Here is a 21,451-nt window from a genome sequence, read left to right as displayed (position 1 = left end):
GTGGTTATTGGCCCTGCCACAGGAAGTTGTCACGCCGCATGGCGAACGGGCTGGTGCCGGAAGTATTTCCGGACCCGAGCAGGCGACTTGCGCAGTTTGTGCAGGTGGCCGATGGCTGGGCCCCGAGTTGCTTCTTGCTGCGCGCCGGTACCCGTCGCGTGACCGCATCCTTCACGTCGACATTCAAGTGTTCGTCCGGGTTCGGTGCCGGGCTGTAGCTGGACAGATAGAACACCTCGATCTCGGCTTCCTGATCGGCCGGCCACGCCATCGCCATCGGTGAGGTGGTGATAAGTATTGGCGAGGTGATAAGTATTCGCTTTCGACCGCCTTGGCAAAAAAAACAGGGCATCAGCGACTACCCCGTACAACTTGCCCCTCAAAAGCCGACACTTTTGTCAATAACAGTTGTCAATAACAGCTGCCGACCGGCATGTCAAAGAAAAATCACAGTCAAAGGGGTCAGGCCTGACAAATGGGGATGAGTGTTCCTTGGTCATGCTGGAACTCCGCCTTGGCGACCGGGATCAACTCCCATTAGGGAGATATTTTCAACGGTCGATCGCATCGGACAATTCCCAAATTCCGGGCATATCCCATCCCGAACAGTCGATTCCACAGACGGATGATCCCCTCACGGTCGGAATAAAGAATGGCATCCGGCGCTTCATCGACGATCCGGCAGCAAAGCTCGGTCTGGTCGATTGATGACATCAGAGCCTCCTATCGAGACGTTAGCGGCCTTCCTTCGACCTTATCTTCTTTCCGGATCTTGTATGGGGAGTTTAACAGCTCCACGGGATCGGCACTGCCCAAAAAAGAAAAAGGGCGGAGCTGATTGGCTCCACCCTGGGTGCCTTCCCTCGGGAAGGCTCGAATTCTTTTAGAAGTTTTATGTGTTCAGGCACAGATGCCTGGGTTTTATTGGCTGGGGCGCGAGGATTCGAACCTCGGAATGCTGGAGTCAGAGTCCAGTGCCTTACCGCTTGGCGACGCCCCAAAATGGAATCGAAGTTCTAGCAAAGAAGAAATCAGCTGTCAAGGGTAAAAATTTCGCGACCGGCCAGCACGAGAGAAAGAACCTTTACGTCCTTTCCCGAACTGACCAGCGCCTCTTCCAGATCACCAATCGCAGGGAGGTTGTCGAGGTGCACAGCCTGAAAATGGGCGCTCATCCGGGGGGAGAAGCTGCCCATGTCCGAACAGAGCCCAATGGCGCAGGCCCCGTTGCGCGTTGCCATGCGCAGCAGCATCTGCGGTTCGACACTGCCCGCGTAAACTTTGCGCGCAAAAGCCAGCTCATCCCACATGGAAAGTGAATCATTGCTGGCCGGGCTGTCCGTGCCCAGGGCCAGATCGACTCCGGCCTCCAGGTAATCGGAAATCGGCGCGGTGCCGACCCCCAGGCGCGCGTTGGAGCGGGGGCAGAGAACGACAGTCGCACCGCGGCGGGCAATCGCCTGGCATTCGTCCGGGGTGACATGTACCCCGTGAATCAGCAGGTTGTCAGGCTTCAGCCCTCCCTTGGCCTCAAGATACGCCACCGGCGTCTGACCGACCGGCATCGGGACCATATCCTGCCATCCAACGTAAGGATAGAGGCGATCAACCAGGGGCCCCCGTGAATGAAGAAGAAATTCTGTCTCCTCCCGGGATTCCGCAATATGAATCGCCAATGGGAGGCTATGCCTATGCGCGTAGCTGAGAAGATCCTCCAGGTATTCACTGCTTAGATTGTAAAGAGAATGAGGCGAGATGCCCAGGCGCAGGCGCCCGCTCACCACTTCGCGGGTGATTTTCCCGAGCCCTTGGAGAATATGGCGGGCGTGTGCCGGATCGCGTCCCAGCGTTTCAAGATACAGCCGTCCGAACAAGGGACACTGTCTGAAAGCCTCCCGCGCCGGAAACCAGGACAGGATGTCTCCCACCGCACCGGTACCGGAGGCAAGGCATGCCTGGATGCCATCTTTGATCGAAGCGGTAAATTGTTCCGGCTTGAGGCTGCGCTTGACGCGGATGACATGCTTGATCCAGTCGATAAAATCATCACCGGGAGAACTCTCCCCCAGCGCCCGGGCCCATTGCGGGAAATGGGTCAGCTCCAGATGCGTGTGCGCATTGACCAGGGGGGGCAGCAGGACGGCGTCATCGCCGAAATCGACAACCTTGGCCTTCGGTGATGCGGCGGAGAGTTCGTCTGCGCGGCCGACATCGACAATTTGACCGCGCCGCACAAGGAGTCCGCCGGACTCGATGACAGGTGCGACGATCGGCACCAGATAACGTGCACGGTAGAGAATATCCATGGCTCACCAAAGCTCTTTCCAGGAGGTGTTGAGAACCTGATCAGGCCGCATCGAAGGTGGACGCGAAATGGTGATTGTCGATCAGGCGGGTGTCGCCGATCTTGACCGCCAGCAGCAGAACGGATCGTGCATCGACCTCCTCGACGTCCTGCAGCGAATCCTGGTCGCAGATCTGGACATAATCGATCTGTGCGTCCGGTTCCTGCTCGATGCGCGACCTGATGGCGTCGATAAGGGTGGCGGAGCGGGTTTCACCCTCGCGCACCATGCGCTGTGCAAGCTCGATGGACGTGTAGAGGGACAAAGCCTGCTGACGCTGCTCCGCCGATAAATTCACGTTGCGCGAACTCATGGCCAGGCCGTCTTCTTCCCGCACGATGGGAAGCCCGCGGACATCCACCGGGAAGTTCAGATCGGTGGTCATGCGGCGGATCACGGCGAGCTGCTGAAAATCCTTGTTGCCGAAATAGGCCACATGAGGCTGAACGATGGCGAACAGCTTAGCCACCACCGTAGTTACCCCACGGAAATGACCGGGGCGGCTGCGCCCGCACAGGGTTTCGGTCAACCCTTCGACGTCGACAAAAGTCGCATAGCCCTGCGGATACATGTCCGAAGCGCGCGGGGCAAAGATCCAATCGGCCCCTTCGGCTTCGGCCATCTGCGCGTCACGGGTCAGGTCGCGGGGATAGCGGTCGAAATCTTCGCCGACGCCGAACTGGGTCGGATTGACGAAGATACTCAGCACCACCCGGTCGCCCTGCTGCCGCGCGGCGCGCACCAGGCTCAGATGCCCTTCGTGCAGGTAACCCATGGTCGGTACGAACGCGATGCGCTCGCGATTTTGACGGGCGTCCAGGCACAGCTGCTGCATCTCCTGAACATTTTCGATAATTTTCATGGCTTCGTCACGCTAATTTAATCGTATCTATTCACGTCGCGGGGTCGCAGCTCCCATGACAAGGGTGTTTGGCGCCAGGGAAGGCGCCAATCAAACGGCCAGGGATGGCGTAAAGTGGCCCTTGTCATGGGAGTTGTGACCCCATGCTGAACCGTTACATTTAATCAAAAGAATGGTCCGGGGTGGGGAACTCGCCATCTTTGACCTCGCGGATGTAGTCGTCGATCCCCTGCCGGATCATTCCGGAAACATCGGCGAACTTCTTGACGAATTTGGGAGAATACTTCTCGCACAATCCCAGGATGTCGTGAATCACCAGCACCTGCCCGTCGCAGTCGACGCCGGCGCCGATGCCGATCGTGGGGATGCTCAGTTCCCGGGTGATTTCCGCCGCCAGCTTGCGGGGAATCCCCTCCAGCACCACGGCAAAAGCCCCGGCCTGCTCAACCGCGCGGGCATCATCCAGCAGGCGCTTAGCCTGCTCTTCCTGCCGTCCCTGAACGCGGTAGCCCCCCATACGATGGATGGACTGGGGCGTCAGACCGATATGCCCCACGACAGGGATGTCCATCGCTGTAATGGCGGCAATGGTTTCGGCCATGTTGCACCCGCCCTCGATCTTGACTGCCTGGGCGCCGCCTTCCTTGATCAGGCGCCCCGCATTGTAACGCGCGTCACGCACATCGGTCTGATAGGACATGAACGGCATATCGACCACAACAAAAGCCGATTCAACGGCACGCACAACGGCTTTTGCATGATAGATCATCTCGTCCATGGTGACGGGCAGAGTCGTATCGTGCCCCGCCACTGCGGTTCCGAGTGAATCTCCGACCAGGATCATATCGATGCCGCACTGGTCCATCAACCGGGCGAAGGGATAATCATAAGCGGTCAGCATGGTGATCCGCTCCCCTTCCGCCTTCATTTTCTGAATATCCAGAATTGTTTTCTGTCGGGCCATAATTCCCCCCGAATCTTGAAGTCATGATCAGAATCGGACCCGGCAGGAAAACGATCCGGGCCCCAAAAAACATTGCGCTGGGATTATTCCACAGCGCAATGTCCAAGAGCAAATGTTAATGCGCGAAACCCAGCGGCATGGCGTTTGGTTACTTACGCGGCGTCAGTTTCAAACCGTCCTGGTAGGCCTGAGCCACCTTCTCGCCCAGATTCCAGTACTCCCGGATACCACCCAGGTAGACCAGCGGATCGAAAATCCGTGCATCCATTTTTCCGTCCGCGTCAAAAGCATCATCAGCTGCGTGGATCTCGAGGATTTCCCCCATAATCAGCCGATAATCTCCCAGTGGATACTCACCAATACAGCGGCATTCCACGTTCAGAGGGCAGGACTGCACCAGCGGCGCTTCGATGTGACTCGCCTTCTCCAAAACCAGGCCGGTCACCTCGCTTTTATCCAGGTCACGCCCCGATTTGAGCCCGCAGAAATCGGCCTCCACCGCCAGGGATGCAGGGACCATGTTGACGCTGAAGCACCCAGATTGAACGATGTTCTCATACGTTTTGCGGGCCTGGTTGAGGGAGATCGCCATGGTGGGAGGGGTTTTGCTGATGATTCCCGCCCAGGAGGCGGTCATCAGGTTGCATTGACCTTCATCATCACAGGAGGCGATCAGGGTGGTCGGTTGGGGGAAGAAAGTGACACAGGAGCCAAGTTGTCTTTTTTTCACGATAATTCCTCTATTCATAGTTTTTCCCGGGTCGATCCGAGGGATTGCACATCATGTGGCCAGCCTTACAGCAGATCGGCGAGCGCCCGCCCGATCACCATAAAGGGATTGAAATTGATCGGCTCCGTGCCCTGCACCTGCTGCCAGAGATTGTTGAGAGCACGGTATTTCTGCCGCCTGCGCGACAGGTAGCGTTCCACATTGCCGTCTGTTTCCTGTAATACCGCTTTCGTCAGCCGGAAAAGAGTCACGGAAAGGTCTCTTTCCAGGGCATCAAGGGCCATGCGGTCCCAGCGGTCGCGCAGCGGAACTTTGGCGGCCGCCGCGCGCAGGCGTGACACACCGAGTTTTTCCATCAGGTCGCGATGAGCACAGGCGACATCATGAAGATCGCTCTGCGTTTTTCCCACCAGGTTGAACAGCGGCAGAAAATCCCCGAGATAAGGCAGGGCTGCAACCTTCTGCGACAGGGGCGCATCCAACCCCGCTTCCGTCAGATCCTTGGATTTCTGCTGGGCGATCTCCCAATCCTGGGAAGGCGTTACGCCGGGCAGAGCGTTGATGAACTCGCCGATGCGCTCCCGCCACTGCAGCAGGGCCTCGGCATCAAGAGAAATGACCGTATCCTGCTGCAGCGCCCAGAAACACATCTCCTGCAATGTTTCCGCGTAGGTATCGATAATCCGGTATTGCTCTTCGGCAGCCATCCGGTTGTCGAGGGCAAAGACGGCTTCACGCAACGTGTCTCCTTCGAGAATCCGGTCAAAAGTCAGATACATGCCGGCGCATTGATGCAGCGGTCGCCCCGTCTGACGTGCCAGCAGACTCATACGGGCACAGCCCGCAGTGTCGACAATGGTGTTGGTCAGAACCGTCGCGGTAATCTGATGACAGAGCGGATGTTCGTCAAGTTCGTCGAGATAGCGTTCCCGAATGCCCGCGGGAAAATAGTTCCGCATGTCGTCACGGTAATGGCCGTCCTCACACAGGGAACTTTCAAGCAGGGTATGATAGAGCTGCATCTTGGCATAAGCCAGCAGGATGGCCAACTCCGGGCGGGTCAGGCTTTTTTGCGGACGCGCCAGAACTTCCTTGGTCGTCGGCAGAAATTCACCGGCCCGGTCCAGCAGCCCTGCATTGACCAGACGGTCTATGAGCTGGAGATAGGGCTCGATGTTGCGCGCACAGCCCCTTTGGTCCAACGAAATGGAGAGACTCTGCGTATAGTTGTTGCGCAAAACGGCATCGCAGACTTCATCGGTCACCTCGCGCAGCACCTGGTCGCGCTCCTCGTCATCCTTGACCCGGCCCATCTCCCGCAGGCGCTGCATGAAGATCTTGAGATTGACTTCATGGTCGGAGCAATCCACCCCGGCGCTGTTGTCGATGGCGTCGGTGTTGATGCGCCCGCCTTTGAGGGCGAATTCGATTCGTGCTTTCTGGGTCATCCCCAGGTTGCCGCCCTCACCCACCACTTTGACCCGCAGCTGGTTGCCGTCGATGCGGACTCCGTCGTTGCTGCGGTCGCCGACATCCTCGTTCTTCTCGCTTGAGGCCTTGACATAGGTGCCGATACCGCCGTTCCAGAACAGATCGACTTCGGACTGCAGGATCAGGCGTACCAGCCCCTGTGCGTCGACACTGCGGTGGCGGGTGCCGAGCATCTGGCGCACCGGCCCGGACAGGGGGATATCCTTGGCATGACGGGAGAAGACCCCGCCGCCTTCGGAAATTATTGCCTTGTCGTAATCCTCCCAGCTTGAGCGGGGCAGCTCAAACAGCCGCTGCCGTTCATTGAAGCTGGCTTCCGGGTCAGGATCAGGATCAAGAAAGATATTGCGGTGATCAAAGGCCGCCACCAGCTTGATCTTGCGCGACAGCAACATGCCGTTGCCGAACACGTCGCCGCTCATGTCACCGATGCCGATAACCGTAAAAGGTTCCGTCTGGATATCAACGCCCATTTCGCGGAAATGCCTTTTGACGCATTCCCAGGCGCCGCGGGCGGTAATGCCGAGTTCTTTATGATCGTACCCGCGGGAGCCGCCGCTGGCAAAGGCATCGGCCAGCCAGTAATTGTATTCCGCGCTGACGGCGTTGGCGGTGTCGGGCAGATGGGCGGTTCCCTTGTCGGCTGCAACCACCAGGTAGGGGTCTTCCTCGTCATACGCGATCAGACCGACCGGGCGCACCACCTCGCCCTTCACCCGGTTGTCGGTCAGATCGAGCAGACCGCGCATCAGGGTGATGTAGGCGGTCCTGGACAGCTCAGCGCCCTGTTCGCGGGTATTGAAGGCGCTGTGGATAATGAAACCGCCTTTGGAGCCGACGGGGACAATCAGGGCATTCTTGGTCATCTGGGTCTTCATCAGGCCCAGAACTTCCGTGCGGAAATCATCCGGACGGTCGGACCAGCGAATCCCGCCGCGTGCCACCTTGCCGCCGCGCAAGTGAATGCCTTCCATCAGGGCACTGTGAACGTAGACCTCGAAAAGCGGTCGCGGCGCGGGCATGTCGATTATGCCGATGGCGCTGATTTTAAAGGAGAAGAAGTAATCCTCATCATCGCGCCGCAGGAAGAAATTGGTTCTTACGGTCGAATCGATCAGATTGAACAGCGTACGCAGGATGCGGTCTTCATTGATGTCGGAGACCTGTTCGAGGGCCTCGGCCAGCTCCATGCGCAGGGGCATCAGGGCTTTTTCCTCCCGTTCGGCCATTTCGCGCCATTCATCACGCGGCTCGAAACGCGCCTGAAAATAACGGAAAAGCAGCAGCGCCACCTGAGAATTGTTAATCAGGGCGAAGGCGACGCGGCGCTTGGTGAAAGGAGAACCCAGCTGATGATAATAGTTGCGGTAAGCGCGGAAGACATCAATCTCCCTGCCGTCAAGACCGGTCAGAACCAGCAGGCGGTTGAGGTAGTCGTTGTCAAGCTCCCCTTTTCGCAGAGAAGTGACGGTGCCAAGGAGTTTATCGCGCACCTCCCCCAGGGGCAGAGACCGCTTATCGCCTCTTTTAATGGCGAAACTCTTGATATAAATCGCCTCCGACCCTTCGTTGACCGTAAAATCGAGTTCATCGATGACACACAGGTTGAGGTTTTCCAGGAGCGGCATCAGACAGTTGAGATAGGTTTCACTTCGGCTGTAGAACTGAAGACGATAATATTCATCACTTTCGTCGCCGTTGTGAAACGGTCCCCAGATACTGAAATGCTCGCCTCCAGTGTGGCGCACCTCTTCCATCCCCTCGATGTCGCGCAGGGCATAGCGGGGATGCGTAAGGGTTCGGTACTGGCGCGGCAACCCGTCAATATAACGATCGAAGAGCTGGCGTCCTTTCTCATCGCCCAGACGGCTCTCCAGCACAATGCGAAGCTTGGCTTCCCAGGGGCGGGCGATCTCGGTGAGCCCCATCTCGAGGCGCCGCAGATCGACAAAATCCTTCTCTCCGCGGGGAGCGACGCGAACATGCAGGCTGAGATAATCGGACAACATCTGCACAATGCGCGAGGTCACGGTCTGCGCCTGGAAGAAGCGGCGCACATAGGATTTGATCCGGTCGATATTTTCCCGCTGGTAGAATTCACGCGGCAGGATCAGAAGCAGCGTCCGGCCGTCGACGGACAGGCTGGGTGCGGGAACCACTTTGACGGCATCCTGGCGGTAGAGAAAGGTAAAGGACCGGACAGCGTCCCGCAGCTCCTCCGGTTCCATAAAGAATAATTCCACCTTGGGGAAGGTGTTGAAGATTTCGATCGCCTTGCTGTAATCGTGACTGCCGCGCGGAATGCCCAGCTCCGCCAGCGCCTGCTCGATACGTCGCCGCAGGACAGGAATGGAAAAGGTCGGCTCTTCCAGAAATCGCTGCGAGAAAAGTCCGCAGAAGGCATGTTCCTGGTAGATCCCGTCGCCGATTTCCACCCGCCAGCCCAGGTAAGTCAGATGATCGTCGCGATGAACCGTGCTGATTTCAGCCGTTTCCTCCACCACGATGCGGTCTTCGCGCTCAAGCCGACACCGGGATGCGATATCAAGATCATCCCTGTTCCATTGAGTGCCCTCGACTCCATCCGGTCCTGTTGGGAAAATGCCCTCTGAACTCTCGACCGAAACCTGCACCTGCTGCTGCGGCGCGGTTTCGATCCGAAGGCAGCGATAGCCGAAGGGGATGAAATTGTCATTTTGCAGCCAATGCCAGAATTCTCGCACCTGTTGTGCTTCGGGGAGCATTTCGATCTTTTTAAGACAGCTTTTCAGCCGGCGCTGAGCTGCATGAATCTGCAACACCTGGGCAAAACACTCCCGCAAAGCTTCCTCAAAACGCGCGCGGACCCCCTTCCGCAGCCCCTGAACTTCGGCCAGGATCAGGGATTCCGCACTGCCTCCGTGACCATCCTCGACAACGGCCGTCAGCTGTTTACGCTGACGCTTCAGGCGCAGAATCGGATGGCTGACAATCTGAAAACGAACCCCGAAACGCTTGAACAGCAGTTGCAGCGAGTCCACCAGAAAAGAGGCGTCGGGGGTATTGGTCATCAGAAACCACTGCCCGGAGCGTCGTGCGGATTTGAGTTCGATCGCAACATCCTGGGGACGCTCTTTGATAAATTCAAAGATATCAACGACCCAGCGGGCAACCTTCTCAGGTTTCTGCATTGAATAAAAAGCCCTGGGCGTGTGCATTCGCAGTTCCCGGGCCAGGGCAAGAATGATGTCGCGGTTGTCAGCGGGCACCTGCTGCCTGATCGCTTCGGCAACATCTTCAAAAGGATAGGCCTTTTCCTCAGGTGAACGGCGCTGGAACGCAGGATCCTTGATTATTTTCATGTCATACCCGCCTTGAAAAATATAAATGCGAATACCGCGCTGAAGTTTTTTTAACCTGAATATTGTCTTAAGACTAGAGGATCACACCCACTTTGGCAAGCGGCCAGGGTTTAAAAGCAGAAACTCCGGAGAGATCCCCGGAGTTTCTGTTTTTAAACTACTGCTGTTCGCAAAAGAGCAGGAAAAAGCAATATGGATTCAATCGAAAACCTCTATTTTGGCCTCCTGCCGCAATTCCTTGACCCATTTCTCAAGCTCTTTGACGCTGGCTTCTTCCTTGAGGAATTCGCGAATCTTATCCTCGGCTTCTTCAAAGGGCATTTTGCGCTCCGCAACCTTATCCTGCACCAGGATCAGATGGTAGCCGTAAGGCGTTTCAACCACCTCCCCGACTTCGCCCGTCGGCTGACTGAAAGCGGCCTGTTCAAAAGGCTCGACCATCTGCCCGCGGCTGAAGTAGCCAAGGTCGCCGCCGGCCTGGGCGCTCGGGCAATCGGAATTTTCCCGTGCCAGCTTGGCAAAATTGCCTGCCGTCACCCGGCCCTTTATGGCATCCAGGCGCTGCCTGGCCTGCTCCCGGTTGTCTTCTGCCCCGGCAATCAGAATGTGCCGGGCACGGACCCGCTCGGGCTCCACCATTTTATCCGGATAGGTGCTGTAGATTTTTTCGATGCTTTCGCGGGGCGGGTCGGGAAGATCCTTGAGTTTTTCTGCACTCATCAGATTCACCGTCAGATCCTGGCGGATCATGCGATGGTAGAATTCCGGGGTCATTCCAGCGCGCTGCAAGGTCTCGTAAAACTTCTCCTCGCTCTCGTAATTGGCGATCAGCTTGCGCTTCTCCTCCTCGACCGCCGCCTCTTCGGCCACAACGCCCTGCGCCAGCGCGGCCTGAAAGATCAATTCACGGGCGATGAGCTTTTCCAGCGAAAGCTCACGAATTTCCTTCTGCTGATCGGGCGTGAGCTGCTCGACAGGCTTCTGGTGCATCTGCATGGCGTAGACCTGCATGGTGCTGTCGAGTTCACTGCGTGAAACAGGTTTCTCGTTGATCTTGGCAACTACGTCGTTCAATGTTCTCTCTCCTTTTTATTCTTGCTCACAATCTGAATTCAGTCAGGATTCGCTCATATCAGGCAAGCGAATTTGCCAGTCCGGCAAACTGTTCGAGGTTCAGGACTTCGCCGCGGATTCGGGCATCGAGTTGATTGTGGGCAAAGGCTTCTTCGATCCTGTCCGGTTCAAAGCCTGCCGACTTCAGGGCGTTGGCCAGGGTCTTGCGCCTTTGCGCAAAGGCCGCCTTGACGATTTTACGGAAAAACGCCTCGTCAGAGACTTCGACTCTCGGGTTGTCCAGGGGAGTGAACGCCAGAACAACCGAATCGACTTTGGGCGGCGGGTGAAAGGCACCGGGTTTGACATTTGTGACTCGTTCGATATCGAACCACAGCCGGCACAGAACCGACAGAATGCCATAATCCCCTGTTCCGGGATCGGCACAGAGGCGATCGCCGACTTCCTTCTGAAACATCAGCACCAGCCGGGAAAACAGGGCATGGTGGTCGAGTACCCGAAAAAGAACCTGACTCGAAATGTTATAGGGCAGGTTTGCGACCAGTTTGTAAGGGGGCTGGGTCAGCAGACTCTCCCAGGCCAGCCGCAAGGCGTCACCTTCGTGGATAATCAACCTTGGATTCTGCCGCTGCCGCAGCCGCGCGATCAGATCGCGATCGATCTCCATCACCTGCACCTGGCCCGCTCGAGAGAGCAGTTCGTCGGTCAGAACGCCGAGACCGGGACCGATTTCAACAACGCGGTCGTCGGCATCAAGATCAGCGGCACACAGAATGCGCTCAACAACCTGACGGTCGCGAAGAAAATTCTGTCCAAAGCGTTTACGAGGGCGATGGGATGCCAAATGGAAACTCCGTCATATTCTTGAGTCGAAACAGGAAATACAGGGACACCGCCAGTGTGATGATCCGAGGGTTTATTGGCGATTTCTATGCAGGTGCCTCTTTAACCGGCGACGTGGCCACCGTGGGATGCGCCAGGACTTGACAATGGGGATCAGGCGCAGAGTCAGGGCGTAAGCCAGGCTCGAACACAGGGTTCCAAGAATCACACTGCCGACACAGATCGGCCAGAGGACATCCCACCCGAGGCCGATGAGGGCTTCGCTGGAAAGCTCCCTGGGGATGCCGGAGCGCTCCAACCCCAGCAGAAGGCGACCGATTTCATACTCCAGAGTATAGATGACCGGAGCTGTGACCGGGTTTGTGACCCATACCCCGACCAGGGCGGCGATTTTGTTCTCCCGCAGCAGGAAGGCCAAAAGCAGCGCGATAAACATCTGTATGCCGAAGGTCGGCGTCATGCCGATGAACACGCCCAGGGCAATACCCTTGGCAATTTCATCCGGAGTTGCACGCAACCGCACCAGGCGGATCAGATTCAATTTAAATTGGCGAATCAGGGACCAGCGCTGCCACATATCATCCTGTTGCCCGAAAATGTCATTTCAACCGGGTCAGGGCGAAACCGGTCGAACCCGATCCAACGGCCAGCTTGCCACGGCATTGAGGTCGAAGGCCGAACCAGCGCCGCGGCTGAGGTAATAATCGCCCGGTACGGCCAGCATGCCGGCGTTGTCGGTGCAGAGAAGGGGCGAAGGGAAATAAACTTCGAAGCCCTCGCCTTTCGCGGCACCGTGGAGAACCGCTCGCAAACCGCGATTGCAGGCGACCCCGCCGGCTACCACCAACCGCTGCAGATCCGCACCGCGCAGGGCCTTGAGAGCCTTGGCGGTCAGAACCTCAACAACCGCCTGCTGAAATCCGGCCGCCAGATCGCGCAGATGCTCTCCTTCGATCGGCCCGTTCTGTTTCTTGACGTAATTAAGGACTGCAGTCTTGATCCCGCTGAAGCTGAAATCGAGATTGTCCTGGTGCATCAGGGGGCGCGGAAATTTTATCCGGTGCGGGTCACCTTCGGCCGCCAGCCGATCGATGACCGCTCCGCCGGGATAGCCGAGGCCGAGAAGCTTGGCCACCTTGTCGAAGGCCTCTCCCGCCGCGTCATCCCGGGTGCACCCCAGCGTCTGATAGTCGCCCACCCCTCCAATACGGTACAGGTGAGTGTGACCGCCGGATACGATCAGCGCCAGAAAGGGATAGGCCACCTCCTGCTCAAGCTCAATGGCCAGCGCATGCCCTTCGATATGATGCACCCCGACCCAGGGGATACGGCGGGCATAAGCCATCGCTTTGCCGGCGGAAAGCCCGACAAGCAGGGCTCCGATCAGTCCGGGACCGCGCGTTACCGCAAGCCCTTCGATGTCGCCAAAACCGACCCCCGCCTGCTCCAGGGCCTGTTCGGTCACTACCGGTATGGCCTCCAGGTGCTTGCGCGAAGCCAGCTCAGGCACGACCCCACCATAGCGTGCATGAACGTCGACCTGAGAAGCGATCACGTTGCTGAGGACCTGGCGGCCGTCGCGCACCACGGCGGCGGCGGTCTCATCGCAGGAGGATTCAAGACAGAGTAAAAGCATAGTCGTTATAACTTAAAGCAGGTTGGCGGCCAGCTCGGCCAGGGGGGAACGCTCCCCCTTGGTGAGGATGATGTGGCCGGCAATCTGCTGTTCCTTGAACTTCTCCACCACATAGGTCAGCCCGTTGCTGGAGGAATCCACGTAAGGATTGTCGATCTGGTAGGGGTCGCCGGTCAGCACGATCTTGGTCCCCTCGCCCGCGCGGGTAATGATGGTTTTGATTTCGTGCGGAGTGAGATTCTGCGCTTCATCGACGATCAGGAACTGGCGGGGGATTGAGCGGCCGCGGATGTAGGTCAGCGCCTCGATCTCAAGGAAACCCATATCGACCAGCTCCTTGTAGCCGCGCTTGCGCTTGCCGTGATCCTCGACGTTGCCCAACAGCAGCTCGACATTGTCGAAGATCGGCTGCATCCAGGGGGCCAGCTTCTCTTCGATATCGCCCGGCAGAAAGCCCAGATCCTTCCCCATGGGAAAAACCGGGCGCGACACCAGGAGGCGATTGTAGAGGTTTTCGTCAGCGACCTTGAGCAGCCCCGCCGCAATGGCCAGCAGGGTCTTGCCGGTGCCCGCCTTGCCGACCAACGTTACGAGCTGGATATCGTCGTTCATGAGCATGTCAAGGGCGAACTGCTGCTCGCGGTTGCGCGAATGAATCCCCCAGATGCCATCCTTCGGGATGCGGATCAACGGCACAACCTGCTGCATGGCCTTGTTGTAGCGGCCCAATGCCGTATGGGAGGGATTGCTTTTGTCCACCAGGGTCAGACAGTGGTTGGGATGATATTCTCCGGGCAGGTCCAGATAGCCCTGACCGTAAAAACGGTCAATGACATCCTTGTCCAGTTCCAGATGACTGGCGCCCGGATAAAGATCCTCGATCGAGACCTTGTCCGATTCATAATCCTCGGCCGGGAGGTCAAGGGCATCCGATTTAATGCGCAGATTGGTATCCTTGGTCACAAAGACAACCTTGCAGTCACAGGTTTCCTGCAACTTCATGGCGACAGCCAGAATGCGATTGTCTCCGCGATCGACCTGCAATTCGGGCGGCAGTTTTTTCAAGTAGTCGGCACGGTAGATCTCTACCCGCAGCATTCCGCCGGTTTCCAGCTTGACGCCTTCGGTCAAACCGCGATTTTCCCGCATCCCGTCAAGAATCCGCGAGATGTGCCGGGCATTGCGGCCGGTTTCATTCTGATCTTTCTTGAAACGGTCGATTTCCTCGATGACCGTAATGGGAATAACCACATCGTTGTCTTCAAACTTGAACAACGCTTCAGGATCATGCAGCAAGACATTGGTGTCGAGCACAAAGATTTTTTTCATCAGTCATCTCATTCAGTTGGTAGAAAACATTCGATGGAAATCAGCGATTGTAATGTGTAACCTCGATCCCTTCAGGGGTGGCTAAAAATTTAATCAGAACCGGTCGGTTACGGTAACTTCCTTCAAGAACAACTTCGCCTTCGCGATTGAGGGCGTTGAGGACTGCTTCGGGCGACTCCTCGATCGTATAGAGGCGATAAGCATTGGTGCGGGACAGGTCGCGCCGGGTCAGAGGGCGCTCGGGAGGCAAAGAACAGGCCGCAAGCACCAGCACGGCAAGAACCGTTGGTACCAGAAACAGACACATGCGACGAAATAAGTTTCTGCCTGCCGGCATGGGCGAAACAAGCGGCGGGATTTTATGAGAATCGCAAGTCTTCATTTCAGTCCACCTCATGGGCAGCGACTGCACTTACGGCGCTGACCGCAAAGCGCATGTCATCAAGAGTATTGAAGTAACCCGGGCTCATCCGGACCGTTCCGCGTGGATAGGTGCCGATGCTGCGGTGTGCGTCCGGCGCGCAATGAAGCCCGACGCGGGTCTGAACACCATGTTCATGGTCCAGTAGAAAACCGACCTCCGCCGGGTCGCGACCTCGCAGGTTGAAAGACAGCGCCCCGCCATGCATGCACGGATCGGTAGGTCCGTAAAGCTCCAACCCGTCAATCTTTCGCAGCCCGTCGATCAACTCGGCGAGCAGTTCGGCTTCATGAGCCCGGATTCGATCTATTCCCTCTCTCGCAATAAATCGGAGTCCTGCTGCCAGGCCGGCAAGGCCCGGGGTGTTAAGGGTGCCTGCTTCGAGACGCTCGGGCATATCATCGGGCGGCAGCTCCGAATGGGAATTGCCGCCGGTGCCGCCGTAGATCAACGGCGACAATTTCAGCCCGGGGCGAACATACAGAAAGCCTGTTCCTTGCGGCCCCAACAACCCCTTATGCCCCGGAGCAGCCAACAGGTCAATCCCCATGCCTGCAACGTCAAGGGGGAAAACGCCAGCGGTCTGCGCAGCGTCAACCATGAAAAGAATCCCTCGATGTCGGCACCAGGGACCGATTTCTTCAATCGGCTGCAAGGTTCCGGTGACATTGGAGCAATGGGTCATCACCACCAGGCGAGTTCGCTCCTCGCAGGCGGCTTTTATCGCAGACGGGCAGACCCTCCCCTGGTGGTCGGCAGGGACCTTGTGGACGATCACCCCGCGCTCCTGCAAAGCCCGCAGAGGGCGCGTCACCGCATTGTGCTCCATGAAGGTCGTCACAACCCGATCACCGGGCAGCAGCAAACCGAACAGGGCAATATTGATCGCCTCGGTGGCGTTGGCGGTAAAAGCCACGCAGGCCGCATCCTTCACCCGGAGCAGCTCCGCTACGGCTTCACGCGCACCCAGCACGATGCGTCCCGCTTCCAGGACAAGATGATGTCCGCCGCGTCCCGGATTGGCTCCGGCGTCGCGCAGAGTTGAAGTTACCGCGTTGATCACCTCATCGGGTTTGGGAAAGGAGGTGGCGGCATTATCCAGATAAACGGGCATAGGGAAATATCCGTCAGCAAAAACTGTGATCGCCCATCAACGCGGGCCGGCACACATGGGATCTCGCATTTGTTGACAAGCCCGATCACTGCGCGACAGGGCCAGCCCCCGGCAGCCGCCATAACACACCCCCAGATCCCGACAGCGCCGGCAATCCTCGGGAAGCGCTTCAATCATGCGCCTGATTTCAAACCGGCGGGGAGTCTGCCATAGTTCGATCAGACTCTCATGCAGCAACGATCCCAGACTCAATGGCCAGGAAGAACAGGGCATGAGGTCGCCGGACGCCGCAACATGGGCAAGGGAGTTGGCCGCCTGGCACCCCGCGTAACCCTCGCGCCGGCTGGCCGCGTCGGGGTGAAGCAATTCCCACAAAAACAGATCGTGAATTTCCAGCGCAACCCCCTGAGGGAAACGATCTGCATCATCGGCAAAGGCGGTCTTCAATTGTTCCAGGTGCGCGGGACCGATCAGATCAGAGCCCGAGGGGGGATTAAGGCTATCATCGATAGCCATGTTTGGCAACTTTAATCGCTTGATGTCGAGTGCAGCGCAGAAGGAGAGAAGATCCTGAATTTGCAGAAGATTTTTCGGAGAAGGGCGAAACAGAATACCGGGCTCCAGGTTCCGGGCGCGGGCCCGCTCGACCTGGGCCTCGAGCAATGACAGATCCAGCCTTTCACAAGCGGAAGTCGCATCAATCAGAAGATCAATGGGGCCGTCGCTGCAGATCGGGTGGAGAACCTCACCGGGGTGGAGACCGCAGACGGCAGTCACCCGGCATCCTGCTTTCTGCAGGTGCGGGAGGAGCTGATCGATCCCGTCATGCCGCATCGGTGCGCCATCGAGCATGACGAAGAAGACGCCGGCATCCAGCAATCGATCGGCAACGCGCAGGAGATTCTCGGTTGACAGGGCGCCTGAACGACCGGACAGCCGCCAGGTGACCCGCACAGGGGCATCAAGAAGGTCCATACGCATCGCAGATTGGAATCAAAAAATTAGATCATCATAAAGAGAAAGACAGGGAGCAGCCTCTTTGGGCTGTCTCCCTGTCTGACCGCGGTTCAGCAGGGATGGACGTTGGAAGAACCGACCACCCGAGGCTTCATGTACTTTTTCATGCGCTCTCACCCCCTTCTTTGATCTGTTGTGACGACAACATGACGGGTTTGTTTCGTAGAGTTTGACAACAATTACAATGCAATTTCCAGACCTGAATCGCCCTGGGATTGATATCACTGTTCAGCATCCGCATCCGACCCCTGCCAGCAGTGGGGATCGGCCTCTTCAAGGTCGCCGGTCACGGCCAGTGCCCGCGCCGTGCATCCACCCAGGCAGTCGGCAAAAGCATCGCATCCCTGACACTTCCCCCTGGCCTGCTTGTTGCGCATCTTCTGCAGAATGGGGGAATCATGCCAGACGGCATCGAAATCATCCCTGAGAATATTCCCAAGCACCAGGGGAATAAATCCGCAGGGCGTCAGGTTGCCGTCGGGGCGCAGATGCAATGAGAGTTTACCACAGGAGCTGCCCTTAACCAACGGCTTTTCCTCATACTGGGGCAGCGAAGCGATCACCGGATCGTCGAAGGACAGCGCAATATCCTTTGTCTGACTCTTGACGACCAGCGCCTGCTGATAGAACTCACGCCACTGCGCTGGACTCAGATCCAGATCTTCGCGGTTCTCGAAGCCCTTGCCGCTGCATTTGAAGTTGTGCAGAAAGAGCTGACGGGCGCCATGGGTACGGGCCAATTCGATCAAATCACGGAAATGCTCGAAATTAATCCGTGATATCACTGAACTCATCGTGGTCTTGACGCCGGCGTCGCGCAGCAGATCGAGAGCCCTGACCGCACGATCGAAGGAGCCTGGCTGACAGCGAAAATCATCGTGTCCAGCCGATTCGTGGCTGTCGATACTGATACCCACGGAGGCAAACCCCGCCTGACTGATCTTTGCAGCCGTCTCCTCGTTGATATGCCAGCCGTTGCTGTTCATGGAGACACGCAATCCCCGGTCCGTGGCATAACGGGTAATCTCAAAAAGGTCTTCACGCAGCAGCGGCTCACCACCGCCGAAGTTGACAAAGGGGATCTGCTTCTCCGCCAGAATGTCGACAATGCGCCTGTTATCCGCGGTTGAAAGTTCTTCGCAGTGATCATTGCGGCTGTAGCAGTGAGTACAGACGAAGTTGCAGCGAAACGACAGGGACCAGTTCAGGGTCAATGGTGCGGAAAGATAATCCAGGGTGTCATCAGACATGTGCCAGCCACCCTCTTTCAACGAGGTCATTGACAAACTCTTCGACGTCCTCACGCAGAATTTCGCGTTCAACGTCAAAATCACGAGCCATCTCATCCACGATCTGATCGAGGGTCCGGCTTCCGTCGCACAGATCCCAGACGGCACCGCCCACCAGGTTGAGCTGATGCATCATGCCGGAGATGATCAGGATGACGCTGCCACGATCACTGACATCCTCCCCGCCCTCAAGCGCTTTGAGAATTTCCTGTTCGCGGCGCTTTTCATGGCGCCAGACGATATCGGGGTTTCGCTGCAAACACTTCAAAGCATTTCCTCGTTTCAAAAAATGAAGGTATCTTTTCTCTTCACGGGTTCGGATCTCCCATGACAAGGGTGTTTGGCGCCAGGGATGGCGCCAATCAAACGGCCAGGGATGGCGAAAAGTGGCCCTTGTCATGGGAGATCCGAACCCATGCTGAAGCGTTAACTCATACGGCGCGTTCGCGCAATACCAGTGAAATCATGAAAACAAAAGCAAAGCCGGCCAGAACCGCCATTTTGCCGGGCAACGGTACACCGGCCGCGGTTGCGGTGATGCCCCAGGTCTGCGCCAGACCACCCGCCACCAGCATACCCAGAACCACCATGCCGGCATCGGCGTCGCCCTCGCCGGCCTTGACCAGCTGTCGGAAGGGGCAGCCACCGAAAATGACGGAAACCCAGCCGACCAGCGCCATACCGAAAAAACTCCATAAATAGTCAAGATGCGCGCCGGGCTGCCCGTGAAAACCGGGCTCAAAACGTCCAAAAATAAGGTTGCCGGCCACGGCCCCGAAAACAAAAAGAGCCAGCCCGTAAATCAGGGGCGAACGATGCCCCATCAGCAAGGTGTCGCGTAAACTGCCGGTAATGCAGAAACGGCTGCGTTGGGCCAATGCACCGAGCAGCAACCCGGCTCCCAGGGAAATCCACGCCGGCGCATGCTCAGCGCCGCCGCCGCTTTGCGCTTCGCGAAGAAAGCCGGGAGGAAGAAAAACCCAGATCATCAAAAGTACAAAAAAGAGGGGCACCCACCACCCGCTGCCTCCGCGAACAATCTTCGAAACTCCGGGCTGAACACCTTTGGCAAGGCTGTGCAGCCCCACCCATACGCCTCCAACCAATCCGGCCAGACCGGCCAGGGTCGTCAGATCTCCTGCTGTCATGCGCAGGAAAAGCTTGATGGGGCAGCCGATGAAGACGGCACATCCGACGATCAGGAAAAAACCGGCGAAGAAACGCGTCATCGGCACACTGCCGCCCCGCGAACAAAATTCTCTGAACACCAGGGCGCTGACCATCGCCCCAAGCACGAATCCAGCCAATTCGGGGCGCAGGTACTGCATCCGCTCATTATCGTGCAACCCCAGTGATCCTGCGGTGTTTTCAAGAAAACAGGAGATGCAGATCCCTGAATTTTCCGGGTTTCCCAAAGCGGCCAATGCCACGCCGAGAAGACCAAAGCTCAGGCCGGTCAGCAGAACCAGATAAAAATGGCGATCCTTCCACATGCGCGACCCTATTCACAGCCGCCGGCCAGGCGACTTTGCAGGTAATAGACTTTTTTCAACGTCTCCAGCAGCGACGGATTATCGCCCTGGGCCTCCAGGCGGGCGCGCAGGCGCGTCACACCGTCATCCACCAGTTGACGGATTTCCGTCCGCCGGGATAAAGGGCTTTTGTCATCGACATAATCGCCGTTGAGCTGAACCGCTTCAACGTAGCTATCCACCGCCCGCTCGAACACTCCCATCTCCCGCAGGATGGCGCCGCGCAGAATCAGGCCGTGGGCCTCGCCGGGGTAATCGCGGGCAATTTCCTCCAGGGTCAGCAGCGCCTGCTGATTTTTGCCCTCCTTGCGCAGATCCTCAACCGGCTGGTACAGGTCGGTCAAAAAGGCCAATCGCGCCTGCGCCGCCAGGCGTTTCTCCAGTGCACGCTCCAACGCCGCACCACGCTCAGAGCCCTGCTGCGCTTCGCCATGAAGCATCAGCAGGCCAAGACCTGCCAGTGTAAGCAGCAGGCCACCTATGAGCAGGATATCGAAACGATCGATCCGGGGCATCGGCTCTAAAACGTCTGATAAGGAGGCATATTGACCCGTCGCGCCATTTCGCGAACCGGGTCGTAGTCGGCATCGCTGAACTGCACGAAGCCCTCAACCCAGACTGATTTGAGCACCTTGATACGCTCTCCCTGGTACTCCACCGTGTCCTGGGGCGAAAGCTCGAGCAACGCGCGGCGGAACCGCTCCACCAGTTCAGGGTCAGCCTCGGCGGAAGCCCCGAAGGTGCAATAGGGAAACGGCTCGCTCTGCGCGATGATCTCGAAATCATCCGCGGCAACCTTGCCGTCTCTCACCATCTCCTCAAGATCCAGCATAGGGGCCGCCGCCACATCGAATTCGCCGAAATAGACGCCGTAGATCACCTTCTCATGCTTGAATGAACCGGGGGGGATCGCGTAATAGGACAACTCGCGCTCCGGGTCAAAGCCTGCGTTGAGCATCAAGTCATACTGGGCCAGATAGCCGCTGGGTGCCATCTGAGGGCCGAACAGTAGCCGCTTTCCGCGCATGTCTTCGATGCTTTTTATGCCGCTTTTTTTAAGTGCAATCAGCCCGCCCGATGTGCGGCCGCCGAACTGTCCGCGCTGCTCGCCGGCGATCAGCTGCAGGCCGTATTCCTCACGGAGAATGACATAGAGCAGGGAATTGGTGTGGGTGAAGGTAAATTCGCCGTTGCGGAAGCGCTCCTCAAAATCCTGTGTATCTACCGGCACGGCTTCAAAACGCACACCCAATTCCTTTTCGAGATAACGGGTCAACGGCATGAAGCGGTCCATCGTTTCAGCTTCGCTGTTGCAGTTCATGTAACCGATACGGATCACCGGACCACTCGGTTTCGAGTCACAGCCCCCAATGAACAGTGAAAACACCAGCAATACCGCGAGAGCAAGTAACGACGTGCGCAGGACAGATAACATGAAAATGAAAGCTCCGGGATAAAATCAA

At 57.5% G+C, this 21,451-nt stretch carries 20 protein-coding genes and 1 tRNA gene; all 21 read right to left on the bottom strand.

Translation table 11 applies throughout. The features are described 5' to 3' along the window. Nucleotides 1-4: 4 nt before the first annotated feature. Nucleotides 5-352, bottom strand: coding sequence for a hypothetical protein (locus tag GSUB_RS06485; RefSeq protein WP_158414049.1), 348 nt, complete (start codon nt 350-352; stop codon nt 5-7). 185 nt (nt 353-537) lie between these two features. Beyond that, the gene (locus GSUB_RS19375; RefSeq protein ID WP_158414048.1) at nt 538-714 is read right to left on the bottom strand and encodes a PAS domain-containing protein; all 177 of its coding nucleotides are present in this window, start codon (nt 712-714) and stop codon (nt 538-540) included. Between the two features lie 211 nt (nt 715-925). Further along, nucleotides 926-1,000 (bottom strand) — tRNA-Gln (locus tag GSUB_RS06480). A gap of 31 nt (nt 1,001-1,031) precedes the next feature. After that, on the bottom strand, nt 1,032-2,306 hold the full coding sequence (locus GSUB_RS06475) for an amidohydrolase family protein (RefSeq protein WP_052464656.1): 1,275 nt from the start codon (nt 2,304-2,306) through the stop codon (nt 1,032-1,034). A 40-nt stretch (nt 2,307-2,346) separates the two neighbouring features. Next, a complete protein-coding gene (panC, locus tag GSUB_RS06470; RefSeq protein WP_040199840.1) occupies nt 2,347-3,207 on the bottom strand; it encodes a pantoate--beta-alanine ligase in 861 nt (286 codons plus the stop codon). A gap of 160 nt (nt 3,208-3,367) precedes the next feature. Next, a complete protein-coding gene (panB, locus tag GSUB_RS06465; RefSeq protein WP_040199837.1) occupies nt 3,368-4,171 on the bottom strand; it encodes a 3-methyl-2-oxobutanoate hydroxymethyltransferase in 804 nt (267 codons plus the stop codon). Between the two features lie 148 nt (nt 4,172-4,319). Beyond that, nucleotides 4,320-4,901, bottom strand: a complete 582-nt coding sequence (locus GSUB_RS06460) for a flavin reductase family protein (RefSeq protein ID WP_040199836.1) — start codon at nt 4,899-4,901, stop codon at nt 4,320-4,322. A gap of 65 nt (nt 4,902-4,966) precedes the next feature. Continuing rightward, nucleotides 4,967-9,733, bottom strand: a complete 4,767-nt coding sequence (locus GSUB_RS06455; protein ID WP_084211805.1) for an NAD-glutamate dehydrogenase — start codon at nt 9,731-9,733, stop codon at nt 4,967-4,969. Between the two features lie 198 nt (nt 9,734-9,931). Further along, entirely contained in the window at nt 9,932-10,807 is an 876-nt protein-coding gene (locus GSUB_RS06450) for a peptidylprolyl isomerase (RefSeq protein WP_040199835.1), read from the bottom strand. 58 nt (nt 10,808-10,865) lie between these two features. Continuing rightward, nucleotides 10,866-11,651: a 16S rRNA (adenine(1518)-N(6)/adenine(1519)-N(6))-dimethyltransferase RsmA gene (rsmA, locus tag GSUB_RS06445; protein ID WP_040199834.1), complete on the bottom strand. Its 786-nt coding sequence runs from the start codon at nt 11,649-11,651 to the stop codon at nt 10,866-10,868. Nucleotides 11,652-11,723: 72 nt separating this feature from the next. Further along, nucleotides 11,724-12,227 (bottom strand): DUF2062 domain-containing protein, encoded by a 504-nt coding sequence (locus GSUB_RS06440; RefSeq protein WP_040199832.1) that lies wholly within the window; start codon nt 12,225-12,227, stop codon nt 11,724-11,726. Nucleotides 12,228-12,263: 36 nt separating this feature from the next. Further along, nucleotides 12,264-13,286, bottom strand: a complete 1,023-nt coding sequence (gene tsaD / locus GSUB_RS06435; protein ID WP_040199830.1) for a tRNA (adenosine(37)-N6)-threonylcarbamoyltransferase complex transferase subunit TsaD — start codon at nt 13,284-13,286, stop codon at nt 12,264-12,266. 12 nt (nt 13,287-13,298) lie between these two features. Continuing rightward, on the bottom strand, nt 13,299-14,615 hold the full coding sequence (locus GSUB_RS06430) for a PhoH family protein (protein WP_040199828.1): 1,317 nt from the start codon (nt 14,613-14,615) through the stop codon (nt 13,299-13,301). A 40-nt stretch (nt 14,616-14,655) separates the two neighbouring features. After that, nucleotides 14,656-14,997 carry a hypothetical protein gene (locus GSUB_RS06425; protein WP_235269917.1) on the bottom strand — a complete coding sequence of 114 codons (342 nt, stop codon included), beginning with the start codon at nt 14,995-14,997 and terminating at the stop codon, nt 14,656-14,658. A 1-nt stretch (nt 14,998) separates the two neighbouring features. Further along, nucleotides 14,999-16,150, bottom strand: coding sequence for an aminotransferase class V-fold PLP-dependent enzyme (locus GSUB_RS06420; protein WP_040199826.1), 1,152 nt, complete (start codon nt 16,148-16,150; stop codon nt 14,999-15,001). 36 nt (nt 16,151-16,186) lie between these two features. Continuing rightward, nucleotides 16,187-17,125, bottom strand: a complete 939-nt coding sequence (locus GSUB_RS06415; protein ID WP_040199825.1) for an SPASM domain-containing protein — start codon at nt 17,123-17,125, stop codon at nt 16,187-16,189. 263 nt (nt 17,126-17,388) lie between these two features. Further along, nucleotides 17,389-18,417 carry a GeoRSP system radical SAM/SPASM protein gene (locus tag GSUB_RS06410; protein WP_040199823.1) on the bottom strand — a complete coding sequence of 343 codons (1,029 nt, stop codon included), beginning with the start codon at nt 18,415-18,417 and terminating at the stop codon, nt 17,389-17,391. Further along, on the bottom strand, nt 18,410-18,724 hold the full coding sequence (locus GSUB_RS06405; RefSeq protein WP_040199821.1) for a GeoRSP system PqqD family peptide chaperone: 315 nt from the start codon (nt 18,722-18,724) through the stop codon (nt 18,410-18,412). Before GSUB_RS06405 ends, GSUB_RS06410 begins: the two co-directional genes overlap by 8 nt. A gap of 163 nt (nt 18,725-18,887) precedes the next feature. After that, nucleotides 18,888-19,949, bottom strand: coding sequence for a YedE family putative selenium transporter (gene yedE / locus GSUB_RS06400; protein ID WP_040199819.1), 1,062 nt, complete (start codon nt 19,947-19,949; stop codon nt 18,888-18,890). 8 nt (nt 19,950-19,957) lie between these two features. Then, on the bottom strand, nt 19,958-20,503 hold the full coding sequence (locus GSUB_RS06395; protein ID WP_040199818.1) for a tetratricopeptide repeat protein: 546 nt from the start codon (nt 20,501-20,503) through the stop codon (nt 19,958-19,960). A 5-nt stretch (nt 20,504-20,508) separates the two neighbouring features. Further along, entirely contained in the window at nt 20,509-21,327 is an 819-nt protein-coding gene (locus GSUB_RS06390; protein WP_235269916.1) for a phosphate/phosphite/phosphonate ABC transporter substrate-binding protein, read from the bottom strand. Between the last annotated feature and the right edge of the window lie 124 nt (nt 21,328-21,451).

Origin of the sequence: Geoalkalibacter subterraneus (assembly GCF_000827125.1) — a bacterium.
Taxonomy (GTDB): Bacteria; Desulfobacterota; Desulfuromonadia; order Desulfuromonadales; family Geoalkalibacteraceae; genus Geoalkalibacter_A; species Geoalkalibacter_A subterraneus.
Note: the sequence above shows the minus strand (reverse complement) of the source record. Positions and strands in the feature narration are given on the sequence as shown.

Coding starts and splice junctions, on each gene's coding strand:
- GSUB_RS06485 (WP_158414049.1), bottom strand. CDS start 352: ATGCCCTGTTTTTTTTGCCAAGGCGGTCGAAAGCGAATACTTATCACC.
- GSUB_RS19375 (WP_158414048.1), bottom strand. CDS start 714: ATGTCATCAATCGACCAGACCGAGCTTTGCTGCCGGATCGTCGATGAA.
- GSUB_RS06475 (WP_052464656.1), bottom strand. CDS start 2,306: ATGGATATTCTCTACCGTGCACGTTATCTGGTGCCGATCGTCGCACCT.
- panC (WP_040199840.1), bottom strand. CDS start 3,207: ATGAAAATTATCGAAAATGTTCAGGAGATGCAGCAGCTGTGCCTGGAC.
- panB (WP_040199837.1), bottom strand. CDS start 4,171: ATGGCCCGACAGAAAACAATTCTGGATATTCAGAAAATGAAGGCGGAA.
- GSUB_RS06455 (WP_084211805.1), bottom strand. CDS start 9,733: ATGAAAATAATCAAGGATCCTGCGTTCCAGCGCCGTTCACCTGAGGAA.
- GSUB_RS06440 (WP_040199832.1), bottom strand. CDS start 12,227: ATGTGGCAGCGCTGGTCCCTGATTCGCCAATTTAAATTGAATCTGATC.
- tsaD (WP_040199830.1), bottom strand. CDS start 13,286: ATGCTTTTACTCTGTCTTGAATCCTCCTGCGATGAGACCGCCGCCGCC.
- GSUB_RS06430 (WP_040199828.1), bottom strand. CDS start 14,615: ATGAAAAAAATCTTTGTGCTCGACACCAATGTCTTGCTGCATGATCCT.
- GSUB_RS06425 (WP_235269917.1), bottom strand. CDS start 14,997: ATGAAGACTTGCGATTCTCATAAAATCCCGCCGCTTGTTTCGCCCATG.
- GSUB_RS06420 (WP_040199826.1), bottom strand. CDS start 16,150: ATGCCCGTTTATCTGGATAATGCCGCCACCTCCTTTCCCAAACCCGAT.
- GSUB_RS06415 (WP_040199825.1), bottom strand. CDS start 17,125: ATGGACCTTCTTGATGCCCCTGTGCGGGTCACCTGGCGGCTGTCCGGT.
- GSUB_RS06410 (WP_040199823.1), bottom strand. CDS start 18,417: ATGTCTGATGACACCCTGGATTATCTTTCCGCACCATTGACCCTGAAC.
- yedE (WP_040199819.1), bottom strand. CDS start 19,949: ATGTGGAAGGATCGCCATTTTTATCTGGTTCTGCTGACCGGCCTGAGC.
- GSUB_RS06395 (WP_040199818.1), bottom strand. CDS start 20,503: ATGCCCCGGATCGATCGTTTCGATATCCTGCTCATAGGTGGCCTGCTG.